Source organism: Limnohabitans sp. DM1 (assembly GCF_001269385.1).
Classification (GTDB): Bacteria; Pseudomonadota; Gammaproteobacteria; order Burkholderiales; family Burkholderiaceae_C; genus Limnohabitans_A.
In genome coordinates this window covers 1-26358 of sequence record NZ_CXOO01000040.1, presented here as the reverse complement: position 1 = coordinate 26358, position 26358 = coordinate 1, and the positions used below count along the sequence as shown (strand labels likewise).

Sequence of the window (26358 nt, the reverse complement as noted above, 5' to 3'; positions counted from 1 at the left end):
TCGCACCCGTACTCAGTGGCGCATCGAGTCTCTCTCTGCAGCGACCGCTGAACCGCCTTGACCATCCCTACTGTTTCATCTCTGCCCCCAAGGACCTTCATGAGCTTGACTCCAGACCCCACGAGCGCCTTGCGCCCGTGGCAAGCGGTTTACCCCCAAGTGGGCATCGCCCCCGATTTGCCCGCGCCCGAGCACCAGAGCCTGGCGCATTTGATCCACGACCACTGCACCCGCTGGGCGCGTGACAGCCAGGCCAAGGCAGCCTTCACCTGCGTGGTGCCCAACGGCATGAACGGCAGTTTGAGTTTTGCGCAAGTCGATGACTTGTCGGACGCGTTTGCTGGTTACCTGCGCGGTACCTTGGGCCTGGCCCGGGGCGACCGTGTGGCGGTGCAGTTGCCCAACAGCCTGCCCTACCCGGTGGTGGCTTTTGGTGTGCTCAAGGCCGGGTGCGTGCTGGTCAACACCAACCCGCTCTACACCGTGAGCGAAATGGTGCACCAGTTCAACAACTGTCAGGCCAAGGCGCTGGTTGTAATCGACATGTTTGCCGACAAACTGCCCGAGGTGCTGGCGCAAACCGGTGTGAAACACATCGTGCTGGCGGGCGTGCCAGAGTTCTTCCCGGCAATTCCTCGCGGCATCATCCGGGGCGTGCAAAAGGTCTGGAGCAAGGTGCTGCCGCCCGTGACCGTGCCGCATGTGCGCCTGCAGGCTGCGCTGGCCCAGGGCCGGGCCAGCTTGGCCCAGCAGCCCGCCAAAAACTATTGGCAGGACTTGCAGCCCCACGATCTGGCCTTGCTGCAATACACCGGGGGCACCACGGGCGTGAGCAAGGGCGCAATGATCAGCCACGGCAATTTGCTGCACAACGTGCAGCAAATGCTGGCCATGGGCGCGACCCACATGAACCCCGGCCAAGAGTGCGTGCTGACGGCGCTGCCGCTGTACCACATCTTTGCGTTCACGGCCAATTTGCTGGGCTTCCTAGCCATCGGTGCGCACAACATTCTGGTGCCCAGCCCGCGCCCGGTGCAGAACCTGCAACGCGCTGTCGAAAATTACCCGCTCACTTGGATGACGGGCGTGAACACCTTGTTCAATGGCCTGCTCAATGAAGAATGGTTTTTGGCTTACCCGCCCAAGCACCTGAAGGCCTCGATCGCAGGCGGCACCGCTTTGCACAGCGCCGTGGCGCAGCGCTGGCGCGAAGTCACCGGCACCCCCATCGCCGAAGGTTATGGCCTGACCGAAACATCGCCCGTGGTGAGCTTCAACCCACTCAGCGGCGAGCCGCGTGTAGGCAGCATCGGCATCCCGGCCCCCGGCACCGATGTGCGTTTGGTGTCTGAAGCTGGGCAAGACGTGCCTGTGGGCGAGCCTGGTGAGATCTGGGTGCGCGGCCCGCAGGTCATGCAAGGCTATTGGCAAAACGAGGCCGAAACCGCCAACGTGATGCATGACGGCTGGTTCGCCACGGGCGACATCGCGGTGATGGACGCGACCGGCTTTTTGCGCATCGTGGACCGCAAGAAAGACATGGTGCTGGTCTCCGGCTTCAACGTCTACCCCAACGAGGTGGAAGACGTGATCGCGCAGATGGATGCGGTGCTGGAAGTGGCGGTGGTCGGCACCCCCGACGAACGCACAGGCGAGGCGGTACGGGCCTATGTGGTGCCGAACCCCGACCATGCAGGACAGTTGCGCGCCGAAGACGTGCTCGCGCATTGCAAGCAACACCTGGCTGCTTACAAGCGGCCCAGTTCGGTGGTGCTGCGCGACGAGCTGCCCAAGTCACCGATTGGCAAGGTGCTGCGCAAGGACCTGAAAGCCGAAGTCAAAAATGAATTCAAACGCGCTTGAGCGCCACAGCGGAGTTAGATATGGTCACCGAATTTGAAACCAAACTGCTGGGCGTGATGATGATGGTCATCATGATGGGCATGGGCGCATCGCTCACCTGGCGCGACTTTTTGATCGCCTTTCGCAAGCCCAAGGGTGTGCTGGTGGGCGTGCTGTGCCAGTACGGCATCATGCCCTTCCTGGGCTTTGCCATGGCCATGCTGCTGGACTTGCCACCCGCGTTGGCGGTGGGCCTGATCCTGATGGCCTGCATGCCCGGCGGCACCACCTCCAACATCTTTGCCTACTTCAGCAAAGGGGTGCTGGCGCTGTCCATCATGATGACCAGTGTGTCCACCTTGGTGGCGCTGGTCATGGTGCCCGCCTTGCTGGAGTTTTATTCGCAAGCCGCTGGCATCGGCGGTGACTTCAAGATCCCGGCCAGCAACGTGGCGCAGGTTTTGGTGGTGCTTTTGGTGCCCACCTTAATTGGCATGGCGCTGCGCAAAATGAGCCCCAACATCGGCGCCACCATCGAGTTGCTGGGCGGCTTTTTGGGCATTCTGGTGATTTTGTTTTTGGTGGTGACCTGGATCCCGCGCAACCACCAGCTGCTGGCCACCACACCGTTGACGGTGTATTTCGCGGCCATTGGCCTGGGCCTCATCGGCATGCTTTTGGGTTACGGCCTGTCTCGACTGCTGCGCCAGGACGCCAATCGCAGCCGCACCATCGCGCTGGAGACCGGCATTCAGAACGGCCCCTTGGCGGTGCTGATCGTGACGCTCAGCTTTGCCGGGGCCATGCAGCAAGACATCTTGCTGATCCCGGTGCTGTACTCGCTGTTCATCGTGATCAGCAGCAGCTTTGTGACGCTGGTCTTTCGCCGCCGCAGTGACCGCGAGGCCTTGGCTCGCGACAAGGCCAAGGCGGGGCAGTTGGTTTCGGCTTGAGGCACTCTTGAAATGGGGGGCAGCGCCCCCCTGAGGGGTGACCGGTTTGGGCCGTTCAGTCCTGACCTTCTGTCAAAGTGTCGAGCTGGAATTTGCCGCTTTGGTGCCACAGCCACACATCGGTGTAGGTGACCTGGCTCATGTTTTTTGGGGTGGGGTAGGGTGCGGCGGCTTTGACCATGCGTTCAATCTCGGCCATGACTTGCGGTGCATGCTTGGGGGCACGTTTCCACTGGAGTGCTTTGACCTTGCCTTGTGGGTCAATGTCCACATCCAGCACCCCCACGGCCAACAGCATGGGGGGCAGTCGACCTTTGTAAATGCGTTGCTTGTTCAGCCCATACAAATGACTGGCGGCGTCCACTCGGTATGCTTTGGCGCTGTGGGCAACCGACGATACAGCTGCGCCCGATGGCAGAGTGTCTCGTTCTTGCGCAGCGCTGGTTGGCGTTTGGGCGGGCGCGTGTGGCTCAGACTTGGGTGTGGGCGCCACACAGGCGCTCAGCCAGGACAAGGCACCCGCCCCTAAAGCCATGCAGCCCAGGCGGTAATGGTTGGACAGCGTGCGGCGCAGAGTTTGCAGAGGTGAATTCATGGCTGGCAAATGGAGCGGTGATTTTCGAAGGCATACTCGGAATTTGCTCGCCATTGTGGCATTGAGATGGGGCAGCGCCCAGCACGCCCTCGCATCAAATCGGAACGGAACAACAGTGAATTGGACAGAACACGCGCTTGAACGTTTGAGTGCAGAAAACGCGGTGGTTGTGAGCGTGCACGCCACCCAGGGCTCGGTGCCGCGTGGGCCGGGCACCCACATGCTGGTGTTTGCGCTCGGTGAAGCGGGCACGATTGGCGGTGGACATCTGGAGTTTCAGGCTTTGGCGCATGCGCGGCGCTTGTTGGCTGGGCAGACCGAGCAAACGACCTTGCGCCAAGTGCTGGGCCCCAGTTTGGGGCAGTGCTGCGGCGGGGTGGTCGAATTGACCATGGAGCGGGTGGACGCGGGCGACGTGGCGCGTTTACGCACCGTGTTGATGCCCCCGCGCACACCGCTGGCGCTGTTTGGCGGCGGCCATGTGGGCCGGGCGATTGTGAACACGCTGGCGCCTTTGCCTTTCGCGGTGCGCTGGATCGACAGCCGCGACGAGATTTTCCCGGACGATGTGCCCCCAGATGTGGATTGCGAGCATTCCAACCCGGTGCAAGCGGCGGTGGCCGATCTGGCCCCGGGCAGCCGGGTGCTGATCATGAGTTTCAGCCACGCCGAAGACCTGGACATTGTGGTGGCCTGCCTCAAACGCCTGCGCACACAAGACGATTTGCCTTTTGTGGGCCTGATCGGCAGCCAGACCAAGTGGGCCACCTTCAGGCACCGACTGGAGGACCGGGGTTTCACGGCCGAAGAGATTGAGCGCATCACCTGCCCGATTGGGGTGCCTGGCATCACGGGCAAAGAGCCCGAAGTCATTGCCGTGGCGGTGGCGGCACAACTCTTGCAAACCCTTTGAAGACGGATGATGGTTTTCCCTAGGCGAACAAGCCCGGGGAAGGCTGGATTCAGAGGGTTAAACTGTATACACTTCAGTGCACTGGTCGCAGCGGCGCAGGTTTCTCCGGGAACATGTTCGCGACCGAATACCCGCTCACAGGGCCCGCGGTGGTGAGCAGGTTGGAGACTCCTTCATGGAAACGTATCTGCTGGAATGGGCCAATTTGTTGCTGCGATGGGTGCATGTCATCACCGCCATCGCCTGGATTGGCTCCTCGTTCTACTTTGTCTTTCTGGACAACAACCTGCAAAAACCCAACTCGCCCGACCTGCTCGAAAAAGGCGTGGGCGGTGCCATGTGGGCTGTGCACGGCGGCGGTTTTTACAACCCCCAAAAATACATGGTGGCCCCTCAAAAGATCCACACCAAGCTCCATTGGTTCTATTGGGAAAGTTACTCCACCTGGCTGAGTGGCTTTGCGCTGTTCACGGTGCTCTACCTCTACAACGCGGGCACCTTCCTGATCGACAAATCGCTCATGGACTGGACCCCCGTGATGGCCGGTTCGGCCGCCGTGGGCATGCTGGTGGCCTTTTGGTTTGTTTACGACCTCATTTGCCGTGTCTTTGGCTTCCGAAAGAATGGTGAGCTGATCGTTGCGGGCCTGATGATCGTGGTGGTGGCGTTTTGTTCCTGGCTGGCCAATGAGCTGTTTGCAGGCCGTGCCGCTTTCTTGCTGGTGGGCGCGATGATCGCCACCGCCATGAGCGCCAACGTGTTTTTCTGGATCATCCCTGGCCAGCGCAAAGTGGTGGCGGCCATGACCAGCGGCGAAACCTATGACGCCAACGCCCTGGCCATCCACGGCAAGCGCGGCAAGCAGCGCAGTGTGCACAACACCTACTTCACGCTGCCCGTCATCTTTGCGATGCTGAGCAACCACTACAGCTTTTTGTACACGCACGAGCAGCGCTGGGTGCTGCTGTTTGTGATGATGCTGGCCGGTGCCCTGATTCGTCAGTTCTTTGTGCAGCGCCACGCCTTTCACCTGGGCCGCGCGGCCAACCCCTGGCCCTTTGCGGCCGTCGGTGTGATGATGATTTTGGGGGTGATTGTGGCCTTGAAGCCTGCCGCGCCCCAAGTGTTGGCTGTGCCTGCTGCGCCTGTGAATTTTGCTCAGGTGCAAAGTCTAGTCAGTCAGCACTGCATCAGCTGCCATGGTTCACAGGTGCAGATGAAGAACGTGCGCCTGGACAGCCCCGAACTGATGAAGCAGCACGCCCAAAACATCTACCAGCAAGTGGTGGTGACCAAGCAAATGCCCATGGGCAACGCCACGGGCCTGAGTGAAGAAGACCGTGCCATGCTGGGGCGCTGGTTCCAGGCGGGTGCCAAGACAGATTGAGTGTGCAGTGGGTGTGGCCCTTAGCGGGTCATGTCGACCAAGCAACCTATGCCCAGGCCGATAAAGGGTGTGAGCTTGTGAGACTTAAGGGTTCTCTGGCGGCGTTTCAAACTGGTCTGCGTTTTTGCCCTTGAAAGGCGCATAAAACGCCTTGATGACCACCATGTCCTTGTTGATGTCGCCAGACGGGACAAACAAAGGGCCCAGACCACTGACCTTGCGTGAATAGTCCATATAGGCCATCACGATGGGCACTTGCGCTTGCAGGGCGATGTAATAAAAGCCGGTTTTCCAGTAACGGGTTTTGCTGCGCGTGCCTTCAGGCGGCACCACCAGGTGCACCGAGCCTTCGGCTTTGACCAATTCTTGCGCGCAAGAGTCCACCAGGTTGGAAGCTTGTGAGCGGTTGACCGCAATGCCGCCCAGCCAGCGCATGACTGGACCAAACGGAAACGAGAAGATGCTGCTTTTGCCCATCCAGTAAATCTGCAAACGCAAGGCAAACGCCACCATCAAGGTGTAGGGCAGATCCCAGTTGCTCGTGTGGGGCGCGGCAATCAGCACGCACTTGGTCATCCCCTCAGGCAGTTGGCCCTCAATTTTCCAGCCCGTGACTTTGAGAAACCACAGCGATATGCCGCGAAGGGTGGTGTTGACTATGGGGGTGTCAAAAATGGTGCGGTGCATGGCGCTGTTCGGTCATCGGAAATCGGCGAGGGCGACACGCTTGCGCGCATGGCTCGGGGGAGCACCGATTATGTCTTTCAAATTAACCTAAATGACTAAATTGCCCAATTTGCCACCGCGCTCAAAACCACCAAGCCACCGCATAGGGAATCAGCATCGCCCCCGAAATGCCATGCAGCCCCATACCCAAGCTGGCATAAGCCCCGGCCTCGGCGTTCACGCTGAATGCGCGTGAGGTGCCAATGCCATGCGCGGCCACGCCCAGGGCAAAGCCGCGTTGCCACCAGGCCGTGACGCGCAGGGCGTCGAGCACATAGCGGCCCAGCACCGCGCCCAGGATGCCGGTGCTGACGGCAAAGATGGCGGTCAGGGTGGGTGAGGCCTGTACGCGTTCGGCAATGCCCATGGCAATGGGCGCGGTGACCGACTTGGCGACCAGGCCACGCACCAGCGCTTCGTCCACCCCCAGCCACCGCGCCACGCCCACGGCCGTCAGCACCGAGGTGATGCCCCCCGCCATGAGCGACAGCAGCAACACCCCCATGCGCCCTTTGAGCGAGGCAAAGCCTTTGTAAATCGGAATGGCCAGCGACACCGTGGCCGTGCCCAGCAAGAAGTGCACAAACTGCGCGCCTTCAAAGTATTGGGCATAGGGCATGTCGATCACGCTGATGCCGATGCACACCACCACCACCGCAATCAGCACCGGGTTGGCCAGCGGGTTGCGTTGGCTGCGTTCGTACACGGTCAGGCCCAACAAGTAAGCGCTGAGTGTCAGCACCAAAGCCAGCAGCGGACTGCCCGAGAGGTAGACCCAAATGTCGGAAATCGGCGGCAGTGTGTTGTTCATGGCGCGCTGTCCTTTTTGGCGAACAGTTTGAGCACCAGGGCGGTCACTGCCACCGTGGCCACCACGCTCAGCACCAGCGCCGCCGTGATGGCCCAGGCGTTGGCCTGCAGCACCGGCAAATACAGCACCACGCCTACCGATGCGGGAATGAACAAGAGCCCCAGGTGCTGCAAGATGCTGCTGCCCACCAAGTCCATGGACGCGGGCACGTGGCCGCGCAAGGCCAAAAACGCCAACAGCAAGACCAGACCCAGCACGGGCCCGGGGATGAAGGGCAGGGCGAACTTGGAAAGCAGTTCGCCCAGAGCCTGGAAGAGGAAGAGTTGAACGAGGCCTTGGATCATGGCCTCAGTTTAGACAACTCGGCGGGCGGATCATCAGCCCCTTGGTCAGTTCTGTTGTTACCCCAACAAGGCATTCCAGAAAATGCGCGGCATCTTCAGCAAGCTGGGGCGGTGCTGAAACGCCACCAGCAACTTGCCCAGAATGGCCCCTTTGCGGTTGGTCACAAACCAGGGTGGGCGTGGCAGCAGGGTGAACGAAAAACTCAGCAGGTTGCGGGGGAAGGGGCGAAACGGGGCTTCGACCACGGCGCGTTCGGTCTTGTCGAACAGCATGGTGTTGTGCACCACGCCGATACCGCTTTGCACATCGTCCAGCGTGTGCCCCGGAAACGCGCCCCAGGGCGACTGCGCCGACAAAAATCCTAAGCCTGTCCAGGCGTTGATGGCGATGGTGCCGTAGCGCAAGTCGGCCAGAATTTCTTCAAACCGCTGGCGTCCTATCTGGGCGATGGTTTGCGGGTGGATCACGATGTTCGCGCCCAAGGTGCCATAGAGCTGGCTGTTGGCCAGTGCAATTGCAGTGGTCAAATAGGTCTCGGCGTCTTGCCCGCCGATTTCGACCACGTTGAGCGCCGGCGCAAACACCTCAGTGTTGCGTGCTTTGGCGTTGCCCAAGTCCAGCGTGGACATGACCAAGTCTTGCGCGCCGGGGCGCTTGACGGTTTTGAAGGTCGGGTTGTTGGTGCAGAACTCGGCCAGGCGCTCGGGTGCGCCGGGGTAGTACAGGCCGCGCGGCAGGGCGTTGCCGATCACGTTTTCCAGCGCCTGCACAAAGGCGGATTTCTGGTCCCAGTCTTTGGGCAAGACCAGCACCTGGCAGGCCACGCAATTGAAGCCCGAGTTGTGCAGCTTTTGTGTGGCCACCTGTTCGGCCTGAAACCGGATGTCGGCCGCTGACCACGGGCCGGGCACCACGATGGTGGGGCACACCGCGCCCAGCTCCGAGGTGATCTGGCGGGTGTTGATGGGCGTTTTGGCCGCTTTGTTGGCCACGCCTTTTTCGCCGGTTCCCCACACGATGGCGTCGTGCGATGCACCCGCGCCCGTGATGTGCAGCGTCTCCACCAACGGGTGATTGCACAGGTATTGCCCCACATCGGTGCCGCCGCGCACGATGCGCACAAAGCCCCGGTCGATCAGCGGCTTGAGCGCGGCATCCAGAAACTCGATCAGGTAATCGTTGACCGGGTTCATCTTGAGCATGGCCACTTCGTTTTCAGCAAACAGCTTGTGGAACACATCGAGCGGCGCGATGGCCGCGATGTTGCCCGCGCCCAGCACGAGCGAGACTTTGCCAGTCTTGTGCTGCGGGATGGCGCTGTCGTAAATGGCGGCCGTGTGCTGGGCCAGGTTGGCGCGGTTCACGCCCGGCTGCATCCACACGTCGAGGGTCACACCGCTCAGCAGCAAGTGGTCCCACAGCGAATGCGGCAGCACGCGTGCGGCCAGTTGCCCATTGGGCAGCTCGCGCAGGGGCAGGCCGCTCAGGTGCAGCTTGCCCTGTACCTTGGACAGCGTGGCCATCATCTGGTTGCAATACGCCATGACGGTGTAGGGCCCGGACAGCCACTCCTCGCCTTCGAGCGGCGAGCCGACTGGAATGCCTTTGTGGCGCGAAGCCGTCTCGGACCAGTTTTTGGCCACAGGCAGCAAAGCATCCTTGATTTCGTTCAGGATGGCGATGCGCTCGGCCACCGAGGTCTGCACCCAGCGGCTGCGGTGCTCGGCCAATGTTTGCAGGTCGTGGTCCAGGCTGGATTGGCACTCGGCCAGGGTAGGGAGTTGGGGCATGGGATTCTTCGTGCTGAAAGGGTTGAAAGGTGAGCGTGATCAGGCCAGGTGGTTCAGGCGCAGAACAGACTCTGCGATGTCTTTGCCGCAATACTCTTCGATGAAATGACCGATGTTCGGATGGCGATGCATGTGTGGGACTGATTGAGGCAAAGCGGTTGTCCACTGCTGGATCACCGATGTTTTGCCGCAGGCGTCCCAATCGCCAAAATGGCCTGCAACGCCAATGGCCTGCGGGCCAGCCCCCCAAACTTGCGGCAGTTTGCTCTGAATGTTTTGGTAAAAAGCATGGTTGTCTTGCACGCCATGGCGGGCGTCGACGTAGCGGTATCCATGACCCCAAAACGGTGTTTGCCTGACAAATCGTTTGGAACTCAAGGCATTGGTTTTGCTGCGAAAAGATTCCGACCAAACGTATTCGGCTTCATCTTTAGAGATCCGTCGCGTGGCATGACGCCACATAAAACGTGCCACGCCCGCGACGAAGGTCGGCAGTGATTGTGGTCGGCCATGAGACACCACATAAGCTGCCAATCCGCCCCAAAGAAAGTTGGGCACGATGCGTGGCGTGATGCACCACGGAAGCACGGGGAAAGGAAAATTTTGATAGGTGTAACCATCGGCAGGCATGGGGAAAACGGTGCTGTTCATCACCACCAAATTTCGTACACGCCAGGGCTCTTCGATGAATGCGCCGACACCAATAGGGCCGCCCCAGTCATGGATGGCCAAGGTGACTTGCTGCAAATCCAGGTGCCGCACCAGTTGCAGCAGGTTGTCAGCATGGTGCATTTCCACCATCTCAAAGTCTGCATCGTCCGAGAGGCCAAAACCGATGTGGTCCATCGCCACAATCCGGATGCAGTGCTTGGATGAACGCAGGTGTTCAATGACGTGGCGGTAGGTGTAAGACGATTCCGGATTGCCGTGAACGAATACCACCGTGGCCTGTGGGGTGCCTGCTCGGGTTTGAAAGTCCAGATAGAAAAGCGACTTGCCTTTGTCGAATCCCTCCTGAATTTCAAACCACTTGGGTGGGCTGCCGTGGCAGTAATCGACAGGAAAATGCGCAACACTTTTTTTCATGGGCTCACCGTGCCTTAATTGGCATCGCGCAATTCACGACGCAAAATTTTGCCGACCGTGGACTTGGGCAGTGCGTCGACAAAGGCCACCAATTTGGGCACTTTGTAAGCGGTCAGGCCCGCGCGGCAGTGGGCGACCAGTTCATCGCTGGTGAGGCTGGCACCCGGTGCTCGGACCACAAACAGCTTCAGGGCTTCGCCTGTTTTTTCGTCGGGCACGCCCACGCATGCGCATTCGGCCACGCCGGGGCAGGCGGTGGCCACGGCCTCGATTTCGTTGGGAAACACATTGAAGCCCGAGACGATGACCATGTCCTTCTTGCGGTCGACGATGCGCAAAAACCCCTCCGGGGTGATCACGCCCACATCGCCCGTGCGGAAGTAACCGTCTGGCGTGAAGGCGGCGGCGTTGGCCTCGGGCTGGTTCCAATACCCTTGCATGACCTGTGGGCCTTTGACGCAGACTTCGCCCGATTCGCCCAACGCCACCGCTTGGCCCGATTCGTCCAGCAGTTTCACGTCCGTGTCCGGCAAGGGCAGGCCTGTGGTGCCGCTGAAATCCTGAATGCTGGCGGGGTTGAAAGACACGACCGGGCTGGTCTCGGACAGGCCGTAGCCTTCGCGGATGAAGGTGCCGGTGATGGCTTTCCAGCGATCAGAGGTGGCCCCCAGCACGGCTGCGCCACCGCCGCCGGACAGGCGCAAATTGGAGAAATCCACCTCGCCAATGCGGGGGTGCATGCTCAGGCCGGCGTACAAGGTGTTCACGCCCATGAAGACGCTGGGCCTTGATTGCTTGAGCACCTCGACAAAACCGTCCATGTCGCGTGGATTGGCCACCAGCCAGTTTTTGGCGCCGACGGTGAAGTAGGTCAGGAAGTTCACCATCAAAGCGAAGATGTGGTACAGCGGAATGGCGGTGACCACCACCTCCTGCCCGGGCCGCACGGCCGAGGGCACGATGGCCTTGTACTGCGCCACGTTGGCCACCAGGTTGCGGTGCGTCAGCGCAGCGCCTTTGGACAGACCCGTGGTGCCTCCGGTGTATTGCAAAAAAAGCAAGTCCTGACCCGTCAAGCTGACGGGCGTGCGTTGCAGGCTGGCGCCTTGGGCGAGGGCATCGGCCAGTGTGATGGTGTGCGTCAAACGCGCATCCACAGCCGGTGAGGGCAGCGCCGCTGGGGTGCCGTCGCCTGGGGACACGGTGACCACGTTGCGGATGTCGGTCGCGCTCAATGCTTCGGCCAGCGTGGGCGTGGCCCCGGTGAAGATGACGATGGTTTCGCTGCCCGAGTCCTTGAGTTGGTGGGCCAGCTCACGCGGCGTGTAGAGCGGGTTGACGTTGACTTGCACCGCCCCGGCCCGCGCAATGCCCAGAAACACAATGGGAAAGGCGATGAAGTTGGGCACCATGACCGCGATGCGGTCGCCTTTTTTGACGTCCAGGTGCTGTTGCAGCCAGGCGGCGAAGGCGGCCGATTGGCGGTCCACATCGGCATAACTCAGGGTCTGGCCAAAGGCGCAGAAGGCGGGCTGATCGGCATATTGCGCCATGGCCTCTTCCATCATGTGCATGACCGAGGGGTAAGCGTCGGCGTTGATGGAGGCGGGGATGTTGTTGGCGGCGTAGGTGGCTAGCCAGGGTTTCGTGCTCATGGGTTCTTGATTTCAGTTTGCGAGAAGCGGATCGCAGGACCGCTTGGCCCTGCGTGCGTGGAGCTGGGCGCTGTGTTCAGGCCTGACGAATCAGATCGGCCCCTTTTTCACCAATCATGATGGTGGGTGCGTTGGTGTTGCCACCACACAGGGTGGGCATGATGGAGGCGTCCACCACGCGCAGGCCTTGCAGGCCGTGCACGCGCAGCTGGGCATCGACCACGGCCATCGGGTCGCTGGCAGGGCCCATCTTGCAGGTGCCCACTGGGTGGTATTGCGTGTCGGCACGGCGGCGGATGTCGGCCGCGATGGCGGCTTTGTCGTTCTTGTCCACCGGGTAGAGCATCTTGCCGCGAATGGCGTCAAAGGGCTTGGACTCGATGATGGTTTGCTGGATCTGAACGCCTTTGACCAGCAGGTCCAGGTCGCGCTCGTCGCCCAGAAAGTTCGGGTCGATCAGCGGCGCGGTGCGCACATCGGGGCCGGCCAGCGTGACGCTGCCCCGGCTGTGCGGGCGGATCACGTCGACGTGGCAAGAAAAGCCGTGCCCCAGGTGCATCTTGCGGCTGTGGTCGTCCACGATGCCGACCACAAACACCAGCTGCAGGTCGGGCGTTTCCACCTCGGGTGAGGACCGGAAAAACGCGCCCGATTCGGCAAAGGTGCTGGTCACCAGGCCCGTGCGCTTTTTCTTCCACTCGCCAATGGCCTTTGTGATTTTGACGGTGCCCGTGGCCGACACGCCAAAGGTCTCGGAGCTGCTGGGTGCGCGCCAGGTCTGCACCTGGTCGATGTGGTCTTGCAGGTTTTTGCCCACGCCTTCGAGCGCGTGCACCACCGGGATGCCGTGGCGCTGCAGCTCGGCCGCAGGCCCCACGCCTGAGACCATGAGCAGCTGCGGCGAGCCAAAGGCTCCCGCCGAGACGATGACCTCTTTGTTCGCACGCAGCTCCTGCGTCTGGCCGCCTTCTTGCACGCGCACCCCCACGGCACGTTTCCCTTCAAACAGGATCTGGCTGGTGATGGTGTTCGTCTTGACCGTGAGGTTGGGGCGCGACAGATGGGGCGTGATGTAGGCCTTGGCCGCGCTGTGGCGCTCGCCGTTTTTGTGGAAGACCTGGTACATGAAGGCGCCAAATTGTTCGGCTCCGTTGTAGTCAGGGTTGTAGGGAATGCCATGCAGGGCGCATGCATCGAGGAACATTTTGTTGACCGCGCTGGGGCTGCGCAGCTCGGCCACGTTTTGTGGGCCGCCCGTGCCGTGGTATTCGCTGTTGGTGTGGGTCTCGTTGTGCTCGGCTTTCTTGAAGTAGGGCAGCACGTCCTGGTAAGACCAGCCGCTGTTGCCCAGCGACGCCCAGTGGTCGTAGTCGTACTGGTGGCCGCGCACATAGAGCATGGCGTTGATCGAGCTGGAGCCGCCCAGCACCTTGCCCCGGGGCTGGTAGCCCTGGCGGCCGTTCAGGCCTTTTTGTGGCACGGTCTTGTACGCCCAGTTGTTGAAAGGGATGGGCAGCATGGTCACCACACCCGCCGGGGCGTGGATGAACACGCTTTTGTCTGGGCCGCCCACTTCGATCAGGCACACGCTCACGCCCGGGTCTTCGCTCAGACGCGAGGCCACCACGCAACCGGCCGAACCGCCACCCACCACGATGTAATCAAATGCTTGGCTCATGTTGTCTCCTTCGTTGTTGTGTTGAATGGGGCCAGTCTAAAAACCGCCCGGCTGGGCGACTATCCAGATTTCTGCAAAGGGGCCTCAGATCCACTAGGGATAACCCTGCGAATTGACAGAGCGCACCCCAAAGGGTTCAATTCCGGGCCAGCATTCATACCCATGCACCCATCCACAGCCACTTCTGCGACTTCGGTCACCCGACTCGACGCCTTCGATCCGCAGGCGCTGGTGTTGGCTTTGCAAGAGGGCTTTTTGGAGCATGTGCAGTTGGAAAAAGGCCGCTTTGGCGGGCAGATCGTGCACAGCGTCAGCCCGCAGTGCCGCACCGATTGGGGGCAGTACAACCTGGCCCTGCTGGCGCAGGGTGACCTCTCGCCCGAGTGGCTTTCGGTGGGCATCTTTTTGCACGGCCAAGGCGTGTGGCGCGTGCAAGGTCAGGCGCTGCGCAACGGCGACCTGGTGGTCTATGCGCCAGGGCGTGACATGTGCATCAGCCTGCCGCCGCAGGCGCAGTGGGTGGGCGTGCAAATGCCGCCGCACAAATTGCAAGCCCTGGGCCTGCACATGGCCCCGGGCGTGAGCGCCTTGCACCTGCCCGGACAACTGCCGCCGCAGGCGCAGCAGCAACTGTTGGATTTGTCGAGCGTGTTGGGCCCCAACCGGCAGCACGACCTGGACGCGGCCTTGGTGGACCAGGCGCACGAGCAGCTGCAGCACATCCTGTGGAGCGAGTTGGCACGGCGCTGGCGACAGCCCAGCAGCAGCGCTGCGCTGAGCCTGCAAACCCGCGAGCGCTTGTTAGAGTCGGTGGACCAGTGGGCCCAGGACAACAGCACCACACCGCTGCGCATCGACGCGCTGTGCGAGGCGCTGGAGGTGCCCATCTGGCAGCTGGAGCGGGCCTTCTTGCAAACCTACGGCATGGCCCCGCAGCGCCTGATCACCCTGCGCCGTCTGGCCAAAGCCCGCCGGGCGCTGCAGCTGCAAACCGGCAGCGTGACCGAAGTCGCCATGGGCCACGGCTTCTGGCACCTGGGGCGCTTTGCAGGGCTGTACAAAAACTACTATGGCGAAAGTCCGTCGGAGACGGTGCGGGCGATGGGGTGAGGTGAGGGGCTTTGGGGTTAAGGGGCCCTTGACTGCAAAACATCGCGCACGGGGTGCGCTCCTGTAATCGCCATCATTGGCATCTTCTGCATGTGCATTGGCGCGATCCGATGGTGACGCTTCGCGCCCCAGCGGCGACCATCACTCTATTCGCAACACAAGCACGAACGGAGTTTTTTTCATGGCATTCACATCCCCCACAAAACAAGTGGCGCTCGTCACCGGCGCATCGTCCGGCATGGGCAAAGAGACGGCCAAGCGGCTGCTGCAAGAGGGCTTGGTGGTTTACGTCGCGGCCCGGCGTATGGCGCAAATGGAAGACCTGCGGGCCATGGGCGCGATACCGCTGCAGATGGACATTTCGGTGGACGCTGACATCGTCGCGGCCGTGAACACCATCACCCAAGGCCATGGCGGAATCGATGTGCTGGTGAACAACGCGGGCTTTGGCATGTACGGCGCGATGGAAGATTCGACCTTGGCCGATGCCCGTTACCAGTTTGAAGTCAACCTGTTTGGCATGGCGCGGCTCACGCAGTTGGCGCTGCCGCACATGCGCCGCCAAGGGGCGGGCAAGGTCATCAACATCTCGTCCATGGGCGGCAAGATGTACACCCCGCTGGGCTCGTGGTACCACGCCACCAAGCACGCGGTGGAAGGCTGGAGCGATTGCTTGCGCCTCGAATTAGCGCCCTTCGGCATTCAGGTGGTGATCATCGAGCCCGGTGTGATTGCCACCGAGTGGGGCGGCGTGATGCTCGAGCCCATGCTGGCGCGTTCGGGCAAAGGCCCTTACCACGCCATGGCCCACGGCATGGCCAAGGCGATGCGCAGCACTTACGCCAAAGCGGGCGCCGCTTCGCCGCCGTCGGTGGTGGCCGATGCCATACTGCAGGCTGTGCGTTCGCGCCGACCCAAAACCCGTTACGTCATCGGCAAAATGGCCAAGCCCCTGATGTTCATCCGCAAGTATTTCGGGGACCGCCTCTTTGACATGGCCATCATGAGCCAAGCCAAATAGTCCTTGTCCACGCCGAATTGCCAGAAAGACCCACACCGTGAAACAGGCCACGCGCTTTGCCGTGCAGATGAGCTGGAAACTGCTCATCCTCGATATGGGTTATGCCCCTGCTGATGTGCTGAGCTTGGCCCGGCTGCCGGGCGACCTGTTTGCGCGCTCGGGTGCGAGTTTGTCACCTTCGCAGTACTTTGACCTCTGGCGTGGACTGGAGCAAGCCGCAGGCCATGACGAACTCGCCCTGAAGCTCGCACAGGCCATGTCGGTGGAGGCTTTTGACCCGGCCCTGTTCGCCTGCCTGTGCAGCCCCGACCTGAACACCGCGCTGCAGCGGCTGGCGCATTACAAACGCTTGATCGGACCCTTGCACATGGCGGTCGACATCCGCGCAGACCGCACGCAGGTCACACTCCGCTGCTACGGGAGCACCGCACCGATTCCCCGCAGTCTGGGTGTCTCGGAGCTGGTGTTCTTTACGCAACTGGCCCGGCTGGCCACGCGCGAGCGGATCGAGCCCTTGGCGGCTTCTGTGCCGGATTTGCCTTTGAAACTTGCACCCTATCAAGCCTATCTGGGCTGCGCCTTGGGGGCCTCTGAACAGATCCAGATCGCCTTTTCAGCGCACGATGCGCGTCGGCCTTTCTTGACCGACAACATGGCCATGTGGGCCGCGTTTGAGCCTGCCCTCAACAGTCGGCTCTCTGAGTTGGATGCACAAGCGAGCCTGCGCGAGCGGGTGCGGGCCGTGTTGCTGGAGACGCTGCCCGCTGGCATCAGCAGCATCGACGCCGTGGCCCAGCGCTTGGCCATCAGCAAACGCTCCTTGCAGCGGCAGTTGGCCGACGAGTCGGTGGGTTTTCAGGAACTGCTGAGTGAGGTGCGCCATGAACTGGCGCGGCATTACCTGAGCCGCACCGACATTTCAGCCGGCGAGATTTCGTGGCTGCTGGGCTTTCAGGAAAGCAACTCCTTCATCCGCGCCTTCAGAAGCTGGACCGGCACCACGCCGGCAGCCTATCGGCAGGGGCGTGCGGGCATGGATGCCCAGTGGCATTGAGGGGCACAGAACATGAACACAGGAGACCTGCAAATGGTGAAAGACATGACGGATTATTTTGTCGGGGAGAAGCAGGAAAGCGTGCTCTTCATCTTGGCGGCCTTGATGGCGATAGGCCTGGCGCTTTGGCTGTGGACCCACGGCCACCGCCTTCGCTGGATGGCGCTGCCTTTGGTGGTGGTGGCGCTGATGCAGCTGGTGGTGGGCGTCACCATTTTTGCGCGCACCGATGCACAACTGGCCAAGCTCAGCACGCAACTCGTGAGCGCACCAGCCGAGTTCAAACAAGCCGAAACCGCGCGCATGCAAACGGTGATGGCCAATTTCAAGCTGTACAAAAGCGTCGAGCTGGCGCTGCTCGTGCTCGGGGCCTGCCTGATCGCGTTCTTCTCCAAATGGGACGCAGCCACCGCAATCGGCATCGGCTTGGTGGTCCAGGCGGGCTTCACGCTGGCGCTGGACTTGTTTGCCGAGGCGCGTGGGGAGGCTTATTTGAGGGCGCTGGCGGGTATGGCCACATAGTTCTATCGCGTACAGGGTACGCTCCCACAAAAAACAATACATCTCCCCTGTAGGAGCCCACCCCGTGGGCGATTGGCGTGGCACACGCCCCCATAAACCATCGCGCACGGGGTGCGCTCCTACTGAGATGAGACCCATGCTGTCACTGACGATGAAATGACAACATCAAACACCATGGCACCGAATCAATGATGTTTCAAAGCCAATTGCAAAGCCAACTGGTTGTGCCGCTCGATCAGCGGCCCCATGTCCACGGTGGTGATCTGGCCTTGCCGCACCACCACGCGGCCATTCACGATGGTGTAGTCGGCGTTGTCGCTGGCGCATAGCAAAAGCGCCCCCACCGGGTCGTGCACCGCGCCGCCCGCCATGCTCAGCGTGTCGGTGCGGAACATCGCGATGTCGGCGCAATAGCCCGCTTTGATCTGCCCCAGCTCGTGGGCGCGGCCCAGCACTTCAGCCCCACCGCGAGTGGCCAGGCGCAGGGCGTCGCGGGGTGTCAAGTCTGACGGACCCAAGTCACAGCCAAACACAGTGCGCCCGTTTTCGACGCGCGGTGGCGCCATCGCTCTGCCCACACGCGCCAACAGCATGGCTTGGCGGGCTTCGTTCAGCAAATGCGCCGCGTCGTTGCTGGCGCTGCCGTCCACACCCAGGCCAATGGGCACACCCGCGTCGAGCATTTTGCGCAGGGGCAAGATGCCGCTGGCCAAGCGCATGTTGCTGCACGGGCAGTGGGCAATGCCGGTGCGGGTTTTGGCGAACAGGTACGTGCCTTCTTCGTCGAGCTTGACGCCGTGGGCGTGCCACACATCGTGGCCCACCCAGCCCAAGTCTTCGGCGTATTGAGCGGGTGTGCAGTTGAACTTCTCGCGGGTGTAAGCGATGTCGTGGTCGTTTTCGGCCAGGTGCGTGTGCAGGCGCACGCCGTGGGCGCGGGCCAGCTTGGCTGATTCCTGCATCAAGTCTTGGCTGACGCTGAAGGGCGAGCAGGGGGCCACGGCCACATGTGTCATCGACCCGTAGCTCGCGTCATGCCAAGTCTCGATCAGGCGCTGGGTTTCTTTCAGGATGGCGGGTTCTTGCTCGACCACGCTGTCGGGCGGCAAGCCGCCTTGGCTTTCGCCCACGCTCATGCTGCCGCGAGTGGCGGTGAAGCGCATGCCGATGGTGTGCGCCGCTTCAATGCTGTCGTCCAGCCGCACGCCGTTGGGATAAATGTAAAGATGGTCACTGCTGGTGGTGCAGCCGCTGAGCAGCAGCTCGGCCATGGCCACCTGGCCCGACACACGCACCATCTCGGGCGTGAGGCCCACCCAGATCGGGTACAGGCCCTGGAGCCAAGAAAACAGCTCGGCGTTTTGCACCGACGGAATCGCCCGCGTAAGCGACTGATACATGTGGTGGTGCGTGTTGATCAGGCCCGGCACCACCACATGGCGGCGGGCGTCGATCACTTCGTCGACTTGCGTGAGCAGTTCGTCGGTGTTTTCGTCAGCCGCAATGATGCGTTCGATGCGGCCGTCGCGGATCAGGAGCGAGGCGCCCTGCAGTTCGGTGTTGGCATCGTCCATAGTGGCGATGCAGCGGGCGCGGTGGATGAGCAGCGTGGTCATGGACTTGTCCTGGGCAAGGGGTGAAACAAGTCGCGGCCGAATCCCCTGGTGTCCGCAAAAAGCGGGGAGGGCGAGCACCACGTTGCCGCGCGTCCCGGGCTGTGCAGTGGGGCGATTTTAAGCAGACGGCTTGATCGCTTCAAACCTTGGCAAGCCAGCGTTCCACCAGTTTGACCCAGTAAGTGGCACCGGTCGACAAAATGCGGTCGTTGAAGTCATAACCTGCGTTGTGCACCATGCAGCCGCCCACACTGCCCACGCCGTTGCCGATGTTGATGAAGCAGCCGGGCACCTTTTCGAGGAAATAGGCGAAGTCTTCGCTGGCAGGTACGGGTTCTGGGTTGGGCACCAGGCCAGTCTCGCCCAGCCAGTCGCGCACCAGGTCCAGACAGAAGGCGGTTTGGGTGGGGTCGTTCATGAGGACCGGGTAGCGGCGCATGTAATTGACCTCGACCATAGCACCGTAAGTTTGTGCCTGGGCAGTGGCGATCTCGTGGATGCGCCGCTCCAGGAGGTCGCGAATTTCGGGTTGCATGGCCCGCACGCTCAGCCGCAGTTCTGCTGTGCCCGGGATCACGTTGGGTGCGTCGCCTGCCAAAAATGCCCCCAAGGAAATGATGCCGGTTTGCAGGGGCGGCACGTTGCGCGAGACCACACTTTGCAAGGCCATGACAATGGCCGAGCCCACGAGGATGGGGTCGACCGCGTTGTGCGGAAAGGCTGCATGGCCGCCCACCCCCTTGACGGTGATGATGCAGGTGTCTGCGCTGGCCATGGCACAACCGGGCACGGCCATGAATTGGCCTTCAGGAATGCCGGGGCCGTTGTGCATGCCAAACATGGCATCGCAGGGAAACAAGTCCAGAAAACCGTCTTCGAGCATCTTGCGGGCACCGCCCATGCCCTCTTCGGCGGGCTGGAACACGGCGTGCACGATGCCGTCGAAGTGGCGGGTGGCCGCCAGATGGCGTGCCGCAGACAGGAGCATGGCGGTGTGGCCGTCATGGCCACAGGCGTGCATCTTGCCAAACACCTTGCTGGCCCAGGCCTTGCCCGAGGTTTCGGCAATCGGCAGGGCGTCCATGTCGGCACGCAGGCCGATGCGGCGTGTGCTGGTGCCCGCACGCAAGGTGCCGACCACACCCGTGCCGCCCAAACCCCGGTGCACCTCCCAGCCCCAGCGTTCAAGCCGTGCGGCCACCAGATCACTGGTGTCGTTTTCTTGAAATCCCAGCTCGGGGTTGGCGTGGATCTGGTGGCGGATGTCCACCATCTCGGCTTCGTGCGCACGGATGGCTTCTAGGGCAGGTGGGAGGAGGGCGGTGTCGTTCATGGCGTGTCCTGGTCGTGGGCATCGGTGAGAGGGTCAGGTGCTACTTTGCCTTGTTCAGAGTTTCGTGGCTGTCATGTTTGCGCCTTGGAGTGCACCACACAGTGGCCATCCATCGAGTCGGCATTGTGTGGGTTGAACCCGACTTTGCCTCAGACAATGAGTGCGACGGATTTCACCTGGCACCAAACCGAAGCACCTTGTCGAAGCGCCAGATGGCGCAGCGATCTGCGTGTGACACGTCCAAGAATCAATGCTTGACCGCAACGCACGCGCACGACAACTTGCGAAGGATGGGCGTCTGAATCTATCGATTCGATGAGGCCCTGCAGACGGTTTTGTATGGTGGAGTCCTCGTGATTGGAGAGTGCGAGGCTGACATCGCGGGCCAGGATGCGGACACGAACGGTTTGACCCACTGCAACGCCCTGGTCGCGCACCCAAAGGATTCCGCCACCCCATTGAATTTGTGCCATCTGGTCCTCTGGGTTGCGCTCCATGACCCGGCCCAAGGTCACCATACCCGCCTCTTCGCCGATGGCCAGGGCCATGTCCTGCGACACCATGGCTTCGGTCATCGGTGCGCAAGATCGGACGTTGCCACCATCGAGCATGACCACTTGATCGGCCAAGCGAGCGAGTTCGTCCACCGAGTGGGTGACATACAGCATCGGGATCTTCAGTTCTGCGTGCAACCTTTCCAGCCAAGGCAAGACTTCTTTGCGCCGAGCGACATCCAGTGAGGCCAGCGGTTCGTCCAGCAAGAGCAGCTGAGGTTGTGTGGCCAAGGCCCTGGCGATTGCCACACGCTGACGCTCACCGCCTGACAGCGTGGTGACGCCACGCTCGAGCAGGTGGCCAATGCCCAGCAGCTCCAACGCCGCGTCAAGAACCTGCGATTGTTTGGTTTTACCAGCCCTGCGCAGACCAAAGTGCAGGTTTTGCTTGACATTCAGGTGTTCAAAAAGGCTGGCTTCCTGAAAGACATAGCCCATTTGACGCTGCCATGTGGGCTTGAAAAGTCGTTTTTCACTGTCTTGCCATATTTCATGGCCGAATGAGATGAGACCCTGGGCCTTCTCCAAACCGGCCACACAGCGCAACAGGGTGGTTTTGCCTGAACCGGACGGCCCAAACAAGACCGTGATGCCGTTGACTGGCAGGGTGAGGTCCACCTTCAGTGCGAAGTCGCTGCGGTCGAGCTGAACTTGGATGCGAAGCTGGGGTGAAGTGGTCATGACAGGACTTTGTCACTGCGTCTTTTCAGTCGCGCCAATGTGATCAAAACGGCAAATGAAAAGACGACCATGCCCGCAGCCAAGCCATGAGCTTGGGCATATTCCATCGCTTCAACATGGCCGTAGATTTGTGTGGACACCACGCGGGTTTGCCCCGGAATGTTGCCGCCGATCATCAGCACCACCCCAAACTCGCCAACCGTGTGCGCAAAGCTCAGCACAGTCGCGGTCAACAGACCGGGCTTTGCCAATGGCAGCGCCACTGAAAAAAAGGCGTCGATGGGTCTGGCCCGCAGTGTGGCTGCAACCTCCATGGGTCTTGTGCCCATGGCTTCAAATGCAGACTGAATGGGCTGCACCGCAAAGGGCAGAGAAAAGATGATCGAGCCGATCAGCAGTCCGGTGAATGAAAACGACAGAAGGCCCCAACCCACCGCTTGTGTGAGCTGTCCCACCCAACCGTGTGGACCCAGCAGCACCAAGATGTAAAACCCCAGCACGGTAGGCGGCAACACCAAGGGGAGCATGACCAAGGCGCTGATCGGGGCGCGCCAGCGCGACGGTGTCTGGTACAACCACCAGGCCAGTGGCGTGGCGATCAACAGCAGCAGAGCCGAGGACAGCGCTGCCAGTTTGAGCGTCAAACCGATGGCCTGCCAAGCTTCAGGGGTGAGGGCACCGTTCATTGGCTTGAGGGCTTCATGGATGATTGAAGTTCGTACCCGAATGAACGGATGACCGCCTTGGCCTGATCGCCCTGGAGGTATTGGAGGAGTGCGGCGGCAGCGGCATTGTTCTTGCCTGGGTTCAGCAAAACAGCATCCTGCTGGATCGGGGCATGCATGGAAGATGGCACCACCCACCCAGAGCCTTCCTTGATCCTGCCGTTTTCGTAAACCTGAGACAGGGCGATGAATCCCAGTTGCGCATTCTCAGACGAGACGAATTGGAAGGTCTGGGTGATGTTGGACCCCTCTGCGATCTTGGGTGCGATGCGCTCGCGCAAGCCCATCTTGTCCAGTGCCGCGATGGCCGCTGCGCCATAAGGAGCAAGTTTGGGGTTGGATATGGCGATTTTGTCGAACCGCCCGCTGCGAAGCACCTCCCCATGGGCATCGACGAATCCCGGCTTTTTGCTCCACAAGACCAACTTGCCAATGGCATAGGTGAACCGCGCGCCTGGCACCCCCAGCCCTTCCTTCTCCAGTTTGAGAGGCGTCGTGTCGTCGGCCGACAGCAGGATCGAAAACGGTGCACCATTCCGGATTTGCGTGTAGAACAGGCCTGTGGCCCCAAATGCCAATGTCAGCTTGTGGCCCGTGTCACGCTCAAAGTCTTGCGCGATCCGCTTCATGGGGGCTGTAAAGTTCGCCGCGACCGCCACACTGGCTTCGGCGGCCAGAAGGGTCACAGGGATGACCATTGCGATCAGGGCGATCACGAGTCGCTCCCATTCTTGTTTTTTCATGATGCCCTTCGCTATGGGAAAATATGAAAGCAATTGCGTTTCGTTATTCTACATAGGAATAGCGGTGCCATCATCTTGAGGGACTGAGCATGTCTGCTCCAAAAATTCAATTTGACGACGTCCTGGGAGCCCCTGCTGTAGACAAGCGCCTGGAAGTGTTGAGATCCATGCACCATGCGGGGTCCATTTCTGAGGCTGCACGAGCCAATGGCGTGAGCTACAAAGCGGCTTGGCAAGCCCTTGAGACGCTGAGTAATCTGGCCGGGGTTCCTCTGGTGGAGAAAGCCGTGGGCGGTTCGGGCGGGGGAGGTGCCAAACTCACGCCTGCCGGCCTTCAGGTGTTGGAGGCTGCTGACCTGCTGAGTTCGGCTCGCGAAAATGCGCTCGCCCAATTTGTTCGCTCTGCCGACGGCTTGGGACTGAATCTGCGCGGTATCGCTGGCATGGGCCTTCGAACCAGCATGCGCAACCAGATGCCGTGTCAGGTTCAGGACATACGTGCGTCAAAAGGCGCAGCAACCGTCGTTCTTGAACTGCCCGATGGGCAAGGATTGACGTCGAAAATCACGCTGGAGAGTCTGCAACTGCTGAGTCTTCAACCCGGGCAGAAGGTGTTGGCCATGTTCAAGGCCACTGCCGTGACGGTGGCACCCACCATCGTGGGCGCTGGGGAAGTCAACCTGCTGCGTGGCAAAGTGGTGCGCCGAGGAACGGGTGCTGCAGGGCTAGAGGTCTCATTGCAACTCACGCCAGGATTGGTCCTGGTGGGGTTCGCTGATGCCGAGTCACCCCTCAAACTTCGGCAAAACGCGATGGCCGCTCTAGAGCCCAATGCGGTGGTGATCGGGCTTGCAGGGTGATGTTTTGAATTCGTCCGGAAAGGAAGAAATCAAAACACCAGGCTATTTTTCAGGCAAAAAGCAAACAGCTTCTGATCGAGGGCTGGGCAGCAGTTGTTCTTTGGCGGGCCCCACTTGCATATCGCGTGGCAGTGCCACCGCATTTTTCACGGCCAGCACTTCCGCCATCACGCTGACTGCAATTTCAGGCGGTGTTTTGCTGCCAATGAAAATGCCAATCGGTCCGCGCAGTGGCGCAAGACTTTCCTGAGTTTGATCAAAGTGTTCAACCATGCGTGAGCGCCTGGCCTCATCGTTGCGTCGAGAGCCAATCGCGCCAACGTACAGTGCATCACAGCTCAAAGCTTCCAACAAGGCCAGATCATCCAGCTTGGGGTCGTGTGTCAAAGCAATCACGCAAGTGCGTTTGTCGACGTGGAAGGCTTTGACCACATCGTCGGGCATGTCAGACAGCAGAGTCACCCCGGCCACCTGCCAGCCACTGCGGTACTCTTCGCGGGGATCACAGACCGTCACTGCAAAGCCGCAGAACAAGGCCATCGTCGCCAAGTATTCCGTCAATTGACCGGCGCCAATCAGCAACATGCGGTATTCAGGGCCGAAACAATTGCAAAGGTCCTTGCCATCGTCACTCAACGCTTGGGGTTGCAACGCCCGCAACAAGGTCACCTTTCCGGTTGACATGTCGGTGCGCCGATGAACCATTTGACCTTGGGTGAGCATGTCCACCAATTGTTGGAGTTCAGCCACTTCGGGATTGAATTCGAGCACAAGCTCCAGCGTTCCGCCACAGGGCAAACCAAAACGGTGCGCTTCATCAGCGCTGACACCGTAGGTCACCCGCTCAGGGGGACTGTCAGGGATCTCATGTGTCAGATTTTCTGAGGGATGGGCAGCGGTCGGCTGACTGATGCGCTTGTAGCGATAAATCAGATCGTCTTCGATGCAACCACCAGAAACAGAGCCCACCACGGACCCGGTTTCACAAAGCGCCATGATGGAGCCCACGGGGCGAGGTGAAGAGCCCCATGTTCGCACCACGGTGGCCAACAATGCTTTTTGGCCCTGTGCACGCCAGCCCAGCAGCTGGTTCAACACCGTGAGGTCGAGATTTTCCATCGTCTGGGGCTGTCAATCAGCGGGTCACCATGACCACCACGGCCAGGGCAACAGCTGCGCCCGCAGCCCACATCCAAACAGGAACGCCAGCGGATGTCTGTGCAGGCGCAGATTCTTGGGGAACCGGTTCTTCGGCGGGCGGGTAGCGTTTTTCGAGTTCAGCTTCAAACCGTTTGAAAAAGTCTTCGGCCATGTTTTTGGCCACGCCATCGATCAAGCGTTGGCCCAACTGTGCGATTTTTCCACCCACCGAGGAGTGCACGGTGAAATGCAATTCGCAGCCCTTTTCCAGTGGCTTGATTTCGACGGAAGACTCCCCTTTGCCAAAACCGGCCACCCCACCTTGGGCATCGAAGTTGAGTTTGTAACTTTGGGGGGCCACGATGTCCGTGAGCTGGACACTGCCATTGAACATGGCCGAGACCGGACCCATTTTGATGCCTGCTGCGACGGCGAATTTTTGATCACCCGAGGGCTCGAATCTTTGACAGCCGGGAATGCAGGCCTTCAGTATGTCGGGGTCATTCAGCGCCTCCCAGGCTTGCTGCTGTGTCACTTGTAAGGTGCGTTGTCCAGTCATGTCCATGATGAGTTTCTCCTGTCAAATGAAATGGGGGAATGGCTTGAACGTTTCATGAGCTTGCTGATGGCTTGTGCAAGGTCTTCAAGTTTGGTTCTCTTGAAATTTGAGTGGGTAAGCTTCTGCCATATTGATCAACTTTTGAGCGTGAATTGATGACTGCCAAGCTGTTTGAATCTGCCCTGGGCATCACTGACCCGTGGTGCGTTGCCTCGGTTGAGTTCGACGAAGGTGCCAAGACCTTGACGATATTGATTGACTTCAAAGTCGGCAGTCGCTTTGCAGTCTCGGGTCACGATGGGCTGCATGGTGTGCACGACACGGTGGCCAAGACGTATCGGCACCTGAACTTCTTTCAACACGAGTGCCATCTGCAAGTTCGCACGCCTCGCGTGAAACTTCCCAACGGTTCGGTGCGGTTGGTCGAGCCTGATTTTGCCGGGCGACTTAATGGCTTCACCTTGCTGTTTGAAGCCTTCATTCTGATGCTGTCTGGCCAGATGCCATTTGCCGCCGTCTCGCGTCTTGTCGGGGAGTCGCCGCACAAGGTTCTGGCCGTGTGCGAAAAGTATGTTGAGATGGCCTGTGGCTTGGCAGATCACTCGGATGTCACGGCACTGGCGATTGATGAGACTTCGCGTGCCAGGGGACACAGCTAC

25 protein-coding genes are annotated in these 26358 nt (G+C 60.7%); 10 read left to right on the top strand and 15 right to left on the bottom strand.

Features of this window, described 5'->3' with window-relative positions:
* The first annotated feature begins 99 nt into the window (after window positions 1-99).
* Complete coding sequence (locus tag AMM33_RS15640) at window positions 100-1863, top strand: AMP-binding protein (RefSeq protein WP_090142235.1); 1764 nt, start codon at window positions 100-102, stop codon at window positions 1861-1863.
* Window positions 1864-1883: 20 nt separating this feature from the next.
* On the top strand, window positions 1884-2795 hold the full coding sequence (locus AMM33_RS15635) for a bile acid:sodium symporter family protein (protein ID WP_090142234.1): 912 nt from the start codon (window positions 1884-1886) through the stop codon (window positions 2793-2795).
* A 55-nt stretch (window positions 2796-2850) separates the two neighbouring features.
* Here the strand turns inward: AMM33_RS15635 and AMM33_RS15630 are convergent, their stop codons facing one another.
* Window positions 2851-3390, bottom strand: coding sequence for a hypothetical protein (locus tag AMM33_RS15630; RefSeq protein WP_228768175.1), 540 nt, complete (start codon window positions 3388-3390; stop codon window positions 2851-2853).
* A gap of 115 nt (window positions 3391-3505) precedes the next feature.
* Here AMM33_RS15630 and xdhC point away from each other — a divergent pair, with 115 nt between their 5' ends.
* Together xdhC and AMM33_RS15620 are read left to right on the top strand one after the other, a co-directional pair.
* Complete coding sequence (gene xdhC, locus AMM33_RS15625) at window positions 3506-4303, top strand: xanthine dehydrogenase accessory protein XdhC (RefSeq protein WP_228768174.1); 798 nt, start codon at window positions 3506-3508, stop codon at window positions 4301-4303.
* 175 nt (window positions 4304-4478) lie between these two features.
* Window positions 4479-5690, top strand: coding sequence for a urate hydroxylase PuuD (locus AMM33_RS15620; RefSeq protein WP_090142232.1), 1212 nt, complete (start codon window positions 4479-4481; stop codon window positions 5688-5690).
* Between the two features lie 84 nt (window positions 5691-5774).
* Here AMM33_RS15620 and AMM33_RS15615 read toward each other — a convergent pair whose 3' ends face one another.
* From AMM33_RS15615 to AMM33_RS15585, 7 genes are all read right to left on the bottom strand, one after another.
* Window positions 5775-6377, bottom strand: a complete 603-nt coding sequence (locus AMM33_RS15615; RefSeq protein ID WP_090142231.1) for a lysophospholipid acyltransferase family protein — start codon at window positions 6375-6377, stop codon at window positions 5775-5777.
* Between the two features lie 121 nt (window positions 6378-6498).
* Entirely contained in the window at window positions 6499-7227 is a 729-nt protein-coding gene (locus tag AMM33_RS15610) for an LrgB family protein (RefSeq protein ID WP_090142230.1), read from the bottom strand.
* Window positions 7224-7571 (bottom strand): CidA/LrgA family protein, encoded by a 348-nt coding sequence (locus tag AMM33_RS15605; RefSeq protein ID WP_090142229.1) that lies wholly within the window; start codon window positions 7569-7571, stop codon window positions 7224-7226. Before AMM33_RS15605 ends, AMM33_RS15610 begins: the two co-directional genes overlap by 4 nt.
* Window positions 7572-7628: 57 nt before the next feature.
* Complete coding sequence (locus AMM33_RS15600; RefSeq protein ID WP_090142228.1) at window positions 7629-9362, bottom strand: aldehyde dehydrogenase family protein; 1734 nt, start codon at window positions 9360-9362, stop codon at window positions 7629-7631.
* 39 nt (window positions 9363-9401) lie between these two features.
* Entirely contained in the window at window positions 9402-10448 is a 1047-nt protein-coding gene (locus AMM33_RS15595) for an alpha/beta fold hydrolase (protein ID WP_090142227.1), read from the bottom strand.
* A 14-nt stretch (window positions 10449-10462) separates the two neighbouring features.
* Entirely contained in the window at window positions 10463-12103 is a 1641-nt protein-coding gene (locus tag AMM33_RS15590) for an AMP-binding protein (RefSeq protein ID WP_090142226.1), read from the bottom strand.
* A gap of 76 nt (window positions 12104-12179) precedes the next feature.
* Complete coding sequence (locus AMM33_RS15585; protein ID WP_090142225.1) at window positions 12180-13781, bottom strand: GMC family oxidoreductase; 1602 nt, start codon at window positions 13779-13781, stop codon at window positions 12180-12182.
* 162 nt (window positions 13782-13943) lie between these two features.
* Here AMM33_RS15585 and AMM33_RS15580 point away from each other — a divergent pair, with 162 nt between their 5' ends.
* From AMM33_RS15580 to AMM33_RS15565, 4 genes are all read left to right on the top strand, one after another.
* Window positions 13944-14891, top strand: a complete 948-nt coding sequence (locus tag AMM33_RS15580) for a helix-turn-helix transcriptional regulator (protein ID WP_090142224.1) — start codon at window positions 13944-13946, stop codon at window positions 14889-14891.
* 181 nt (window positions 14892-15072) lie between these two features.
* Window positions 15073-15912, top strand: coding sequence for an oxidoreductase (locus tag AMM33_RS15575; protein WP_090142223.1), 840 nt, complete (start codon window positions 15073-15075; stop codon window positions 15910-15912).
* A 37-nt stretch (window positions 15913-15949) separates the two neighbouring features.
* Window positions 15950-16966, top strand: a complete 1017-nt coding sequence (locus AMM33_RS15570; RefSeq protein WP_090142222.1) for a helix-turn-helix transcriptional regulator — start codon at window positions 15950-15952, stop codon at window positions 16964-16966.
* A gap of 12 nt (window positions 16967-16978) precedes the next feature.
* Window positions 16979-17488: a hypothetical protein gene (locus AMM33_RS15565; RefSeq protein WP_090142221.1), complete on the top strand. Its 510-nt coding sequence runs from the start codon at window positions 16979-16981 to the stop codon at window positions 17486-17488.
* Between the two features lie 185 nt (window positions 17489-17673).
* On the opposite strand, the gene AMM33_RS15560 is transcribed toward AMM33_RS15565, so the two are convergent.
* The 5 genes from AMM33_RS15560 to modA all read right to left on the bottom strand — a co-directional run bounded on the left by AMM33_RS15560 (window position 17674) and on the right by modA (window position 23095).
* Window positions 17674-19104 (bottom strand): 8-oxoguanine deaminase, encoded by a 1431-nt coding sequence (locus AMM33_RS15560; protein ID WP_090142220.1) that lies wholly within the window; start codon window positions 19102-19104, stop codon window positions 17674-17676.
* Between the two features lie 139 nt (window positions 19105-19243).
* Window positions 19244-20437, bottom strand: coding sequence for a M20 aminoacylase family protein (locus tag AMM33_RS15555; RefSeq protein ID WP_090142219.1), 1194 nt, complete (start codon window positions 20435-20437; stop codon window positions 19244-19246).
* Between the two features lie 149 nt (window positions 20438-20586).
* Window positions 20587-21672: a molybdenum ABC transporter ATP-binding protein gene (modC, locus tag AMM33_RS15550; RefSeq protein ID WP_090142218.1), complete on the bottom strand. Its 1086-nt coding sequence runs from the start codon at window positions 21670-21672 to the stop codon at window positions 20587-20589.
* Window positions 21669-22358 carry a molybdate ABC transporter permease subunit gene (gene modB, locus AMM33_RS15545; protein ID WP_090142217.1) on the bottom strand — a complete coding sequence of 230 codons (690 nt, stop codon included), beginning with the start codon at window positions 22356-22358 and terminating at the stop codon, window positions 21669-21671. Before modB ends, modC begins: the two co-directional genes overlap by 4 nt.
* Entirely contained in the window at window positions 22355-23095 is a 741-nt protein-coding gene (gene modA, locus AMM33_RS15540; protein WP_369802454.1) for a molybdate ABC transporter substrate-binding protein, read from the bottom strand. Before modA ends, modB begins: the two co-directional genes overlap by 4 nt.
* Before the next feature lie 134 nt (window positions 23096-23229).
* On the opposite strand from modA, the gene AMM33_RS15535 reads away from it, so the two are divergent.
* Window positions 23230-24000 (top strand): TOBE domain-containing protein, encoded by a 771-nt coding sequence (locus AMM33_RS15535; protein WP_090142215.1) that lies wholly within the window; start codon window positions 23230-23232, stop codon window positions 23998-24000.
* 42 nt (window positions 24001-24042) lie between these two features.
* Here AMM33_RS15535 and AMM33_RS15530 read toward each other — a convergent pair whose 3' ends face one another.
* Entirely contained in the window at window positions 24043-25119 is a 1077-nt protein-coding gene (locus AMM33_RS15530) for an XdhC family protein (RefSeq protein ID WP_090142214.1), read from the bottom strand.
* A gap of 16 nt (window positions 25120-25135) precedes the next feature.
* Entirely contained in the window at window positions 25136-25705 is a 570-nt protein-coding gene (locus AMM33_RS15525; RefSeq protein WP_090142213.1) for a CoxG family protein, read from the bottom strand.
* Window positions 25706-25854: 149 nt separating this feature from the next.
* On the opposite strand from AMM33_RS15525, the gene AMM33_RS15520 reads away from it, so the two are divergent.
* On the top strand, window positions 25855-26358 hold a 504-nt coding region (locus AMM33_RS15520), incomplete at its 3' end, for a transposase family protein (protein WP_194945496.1).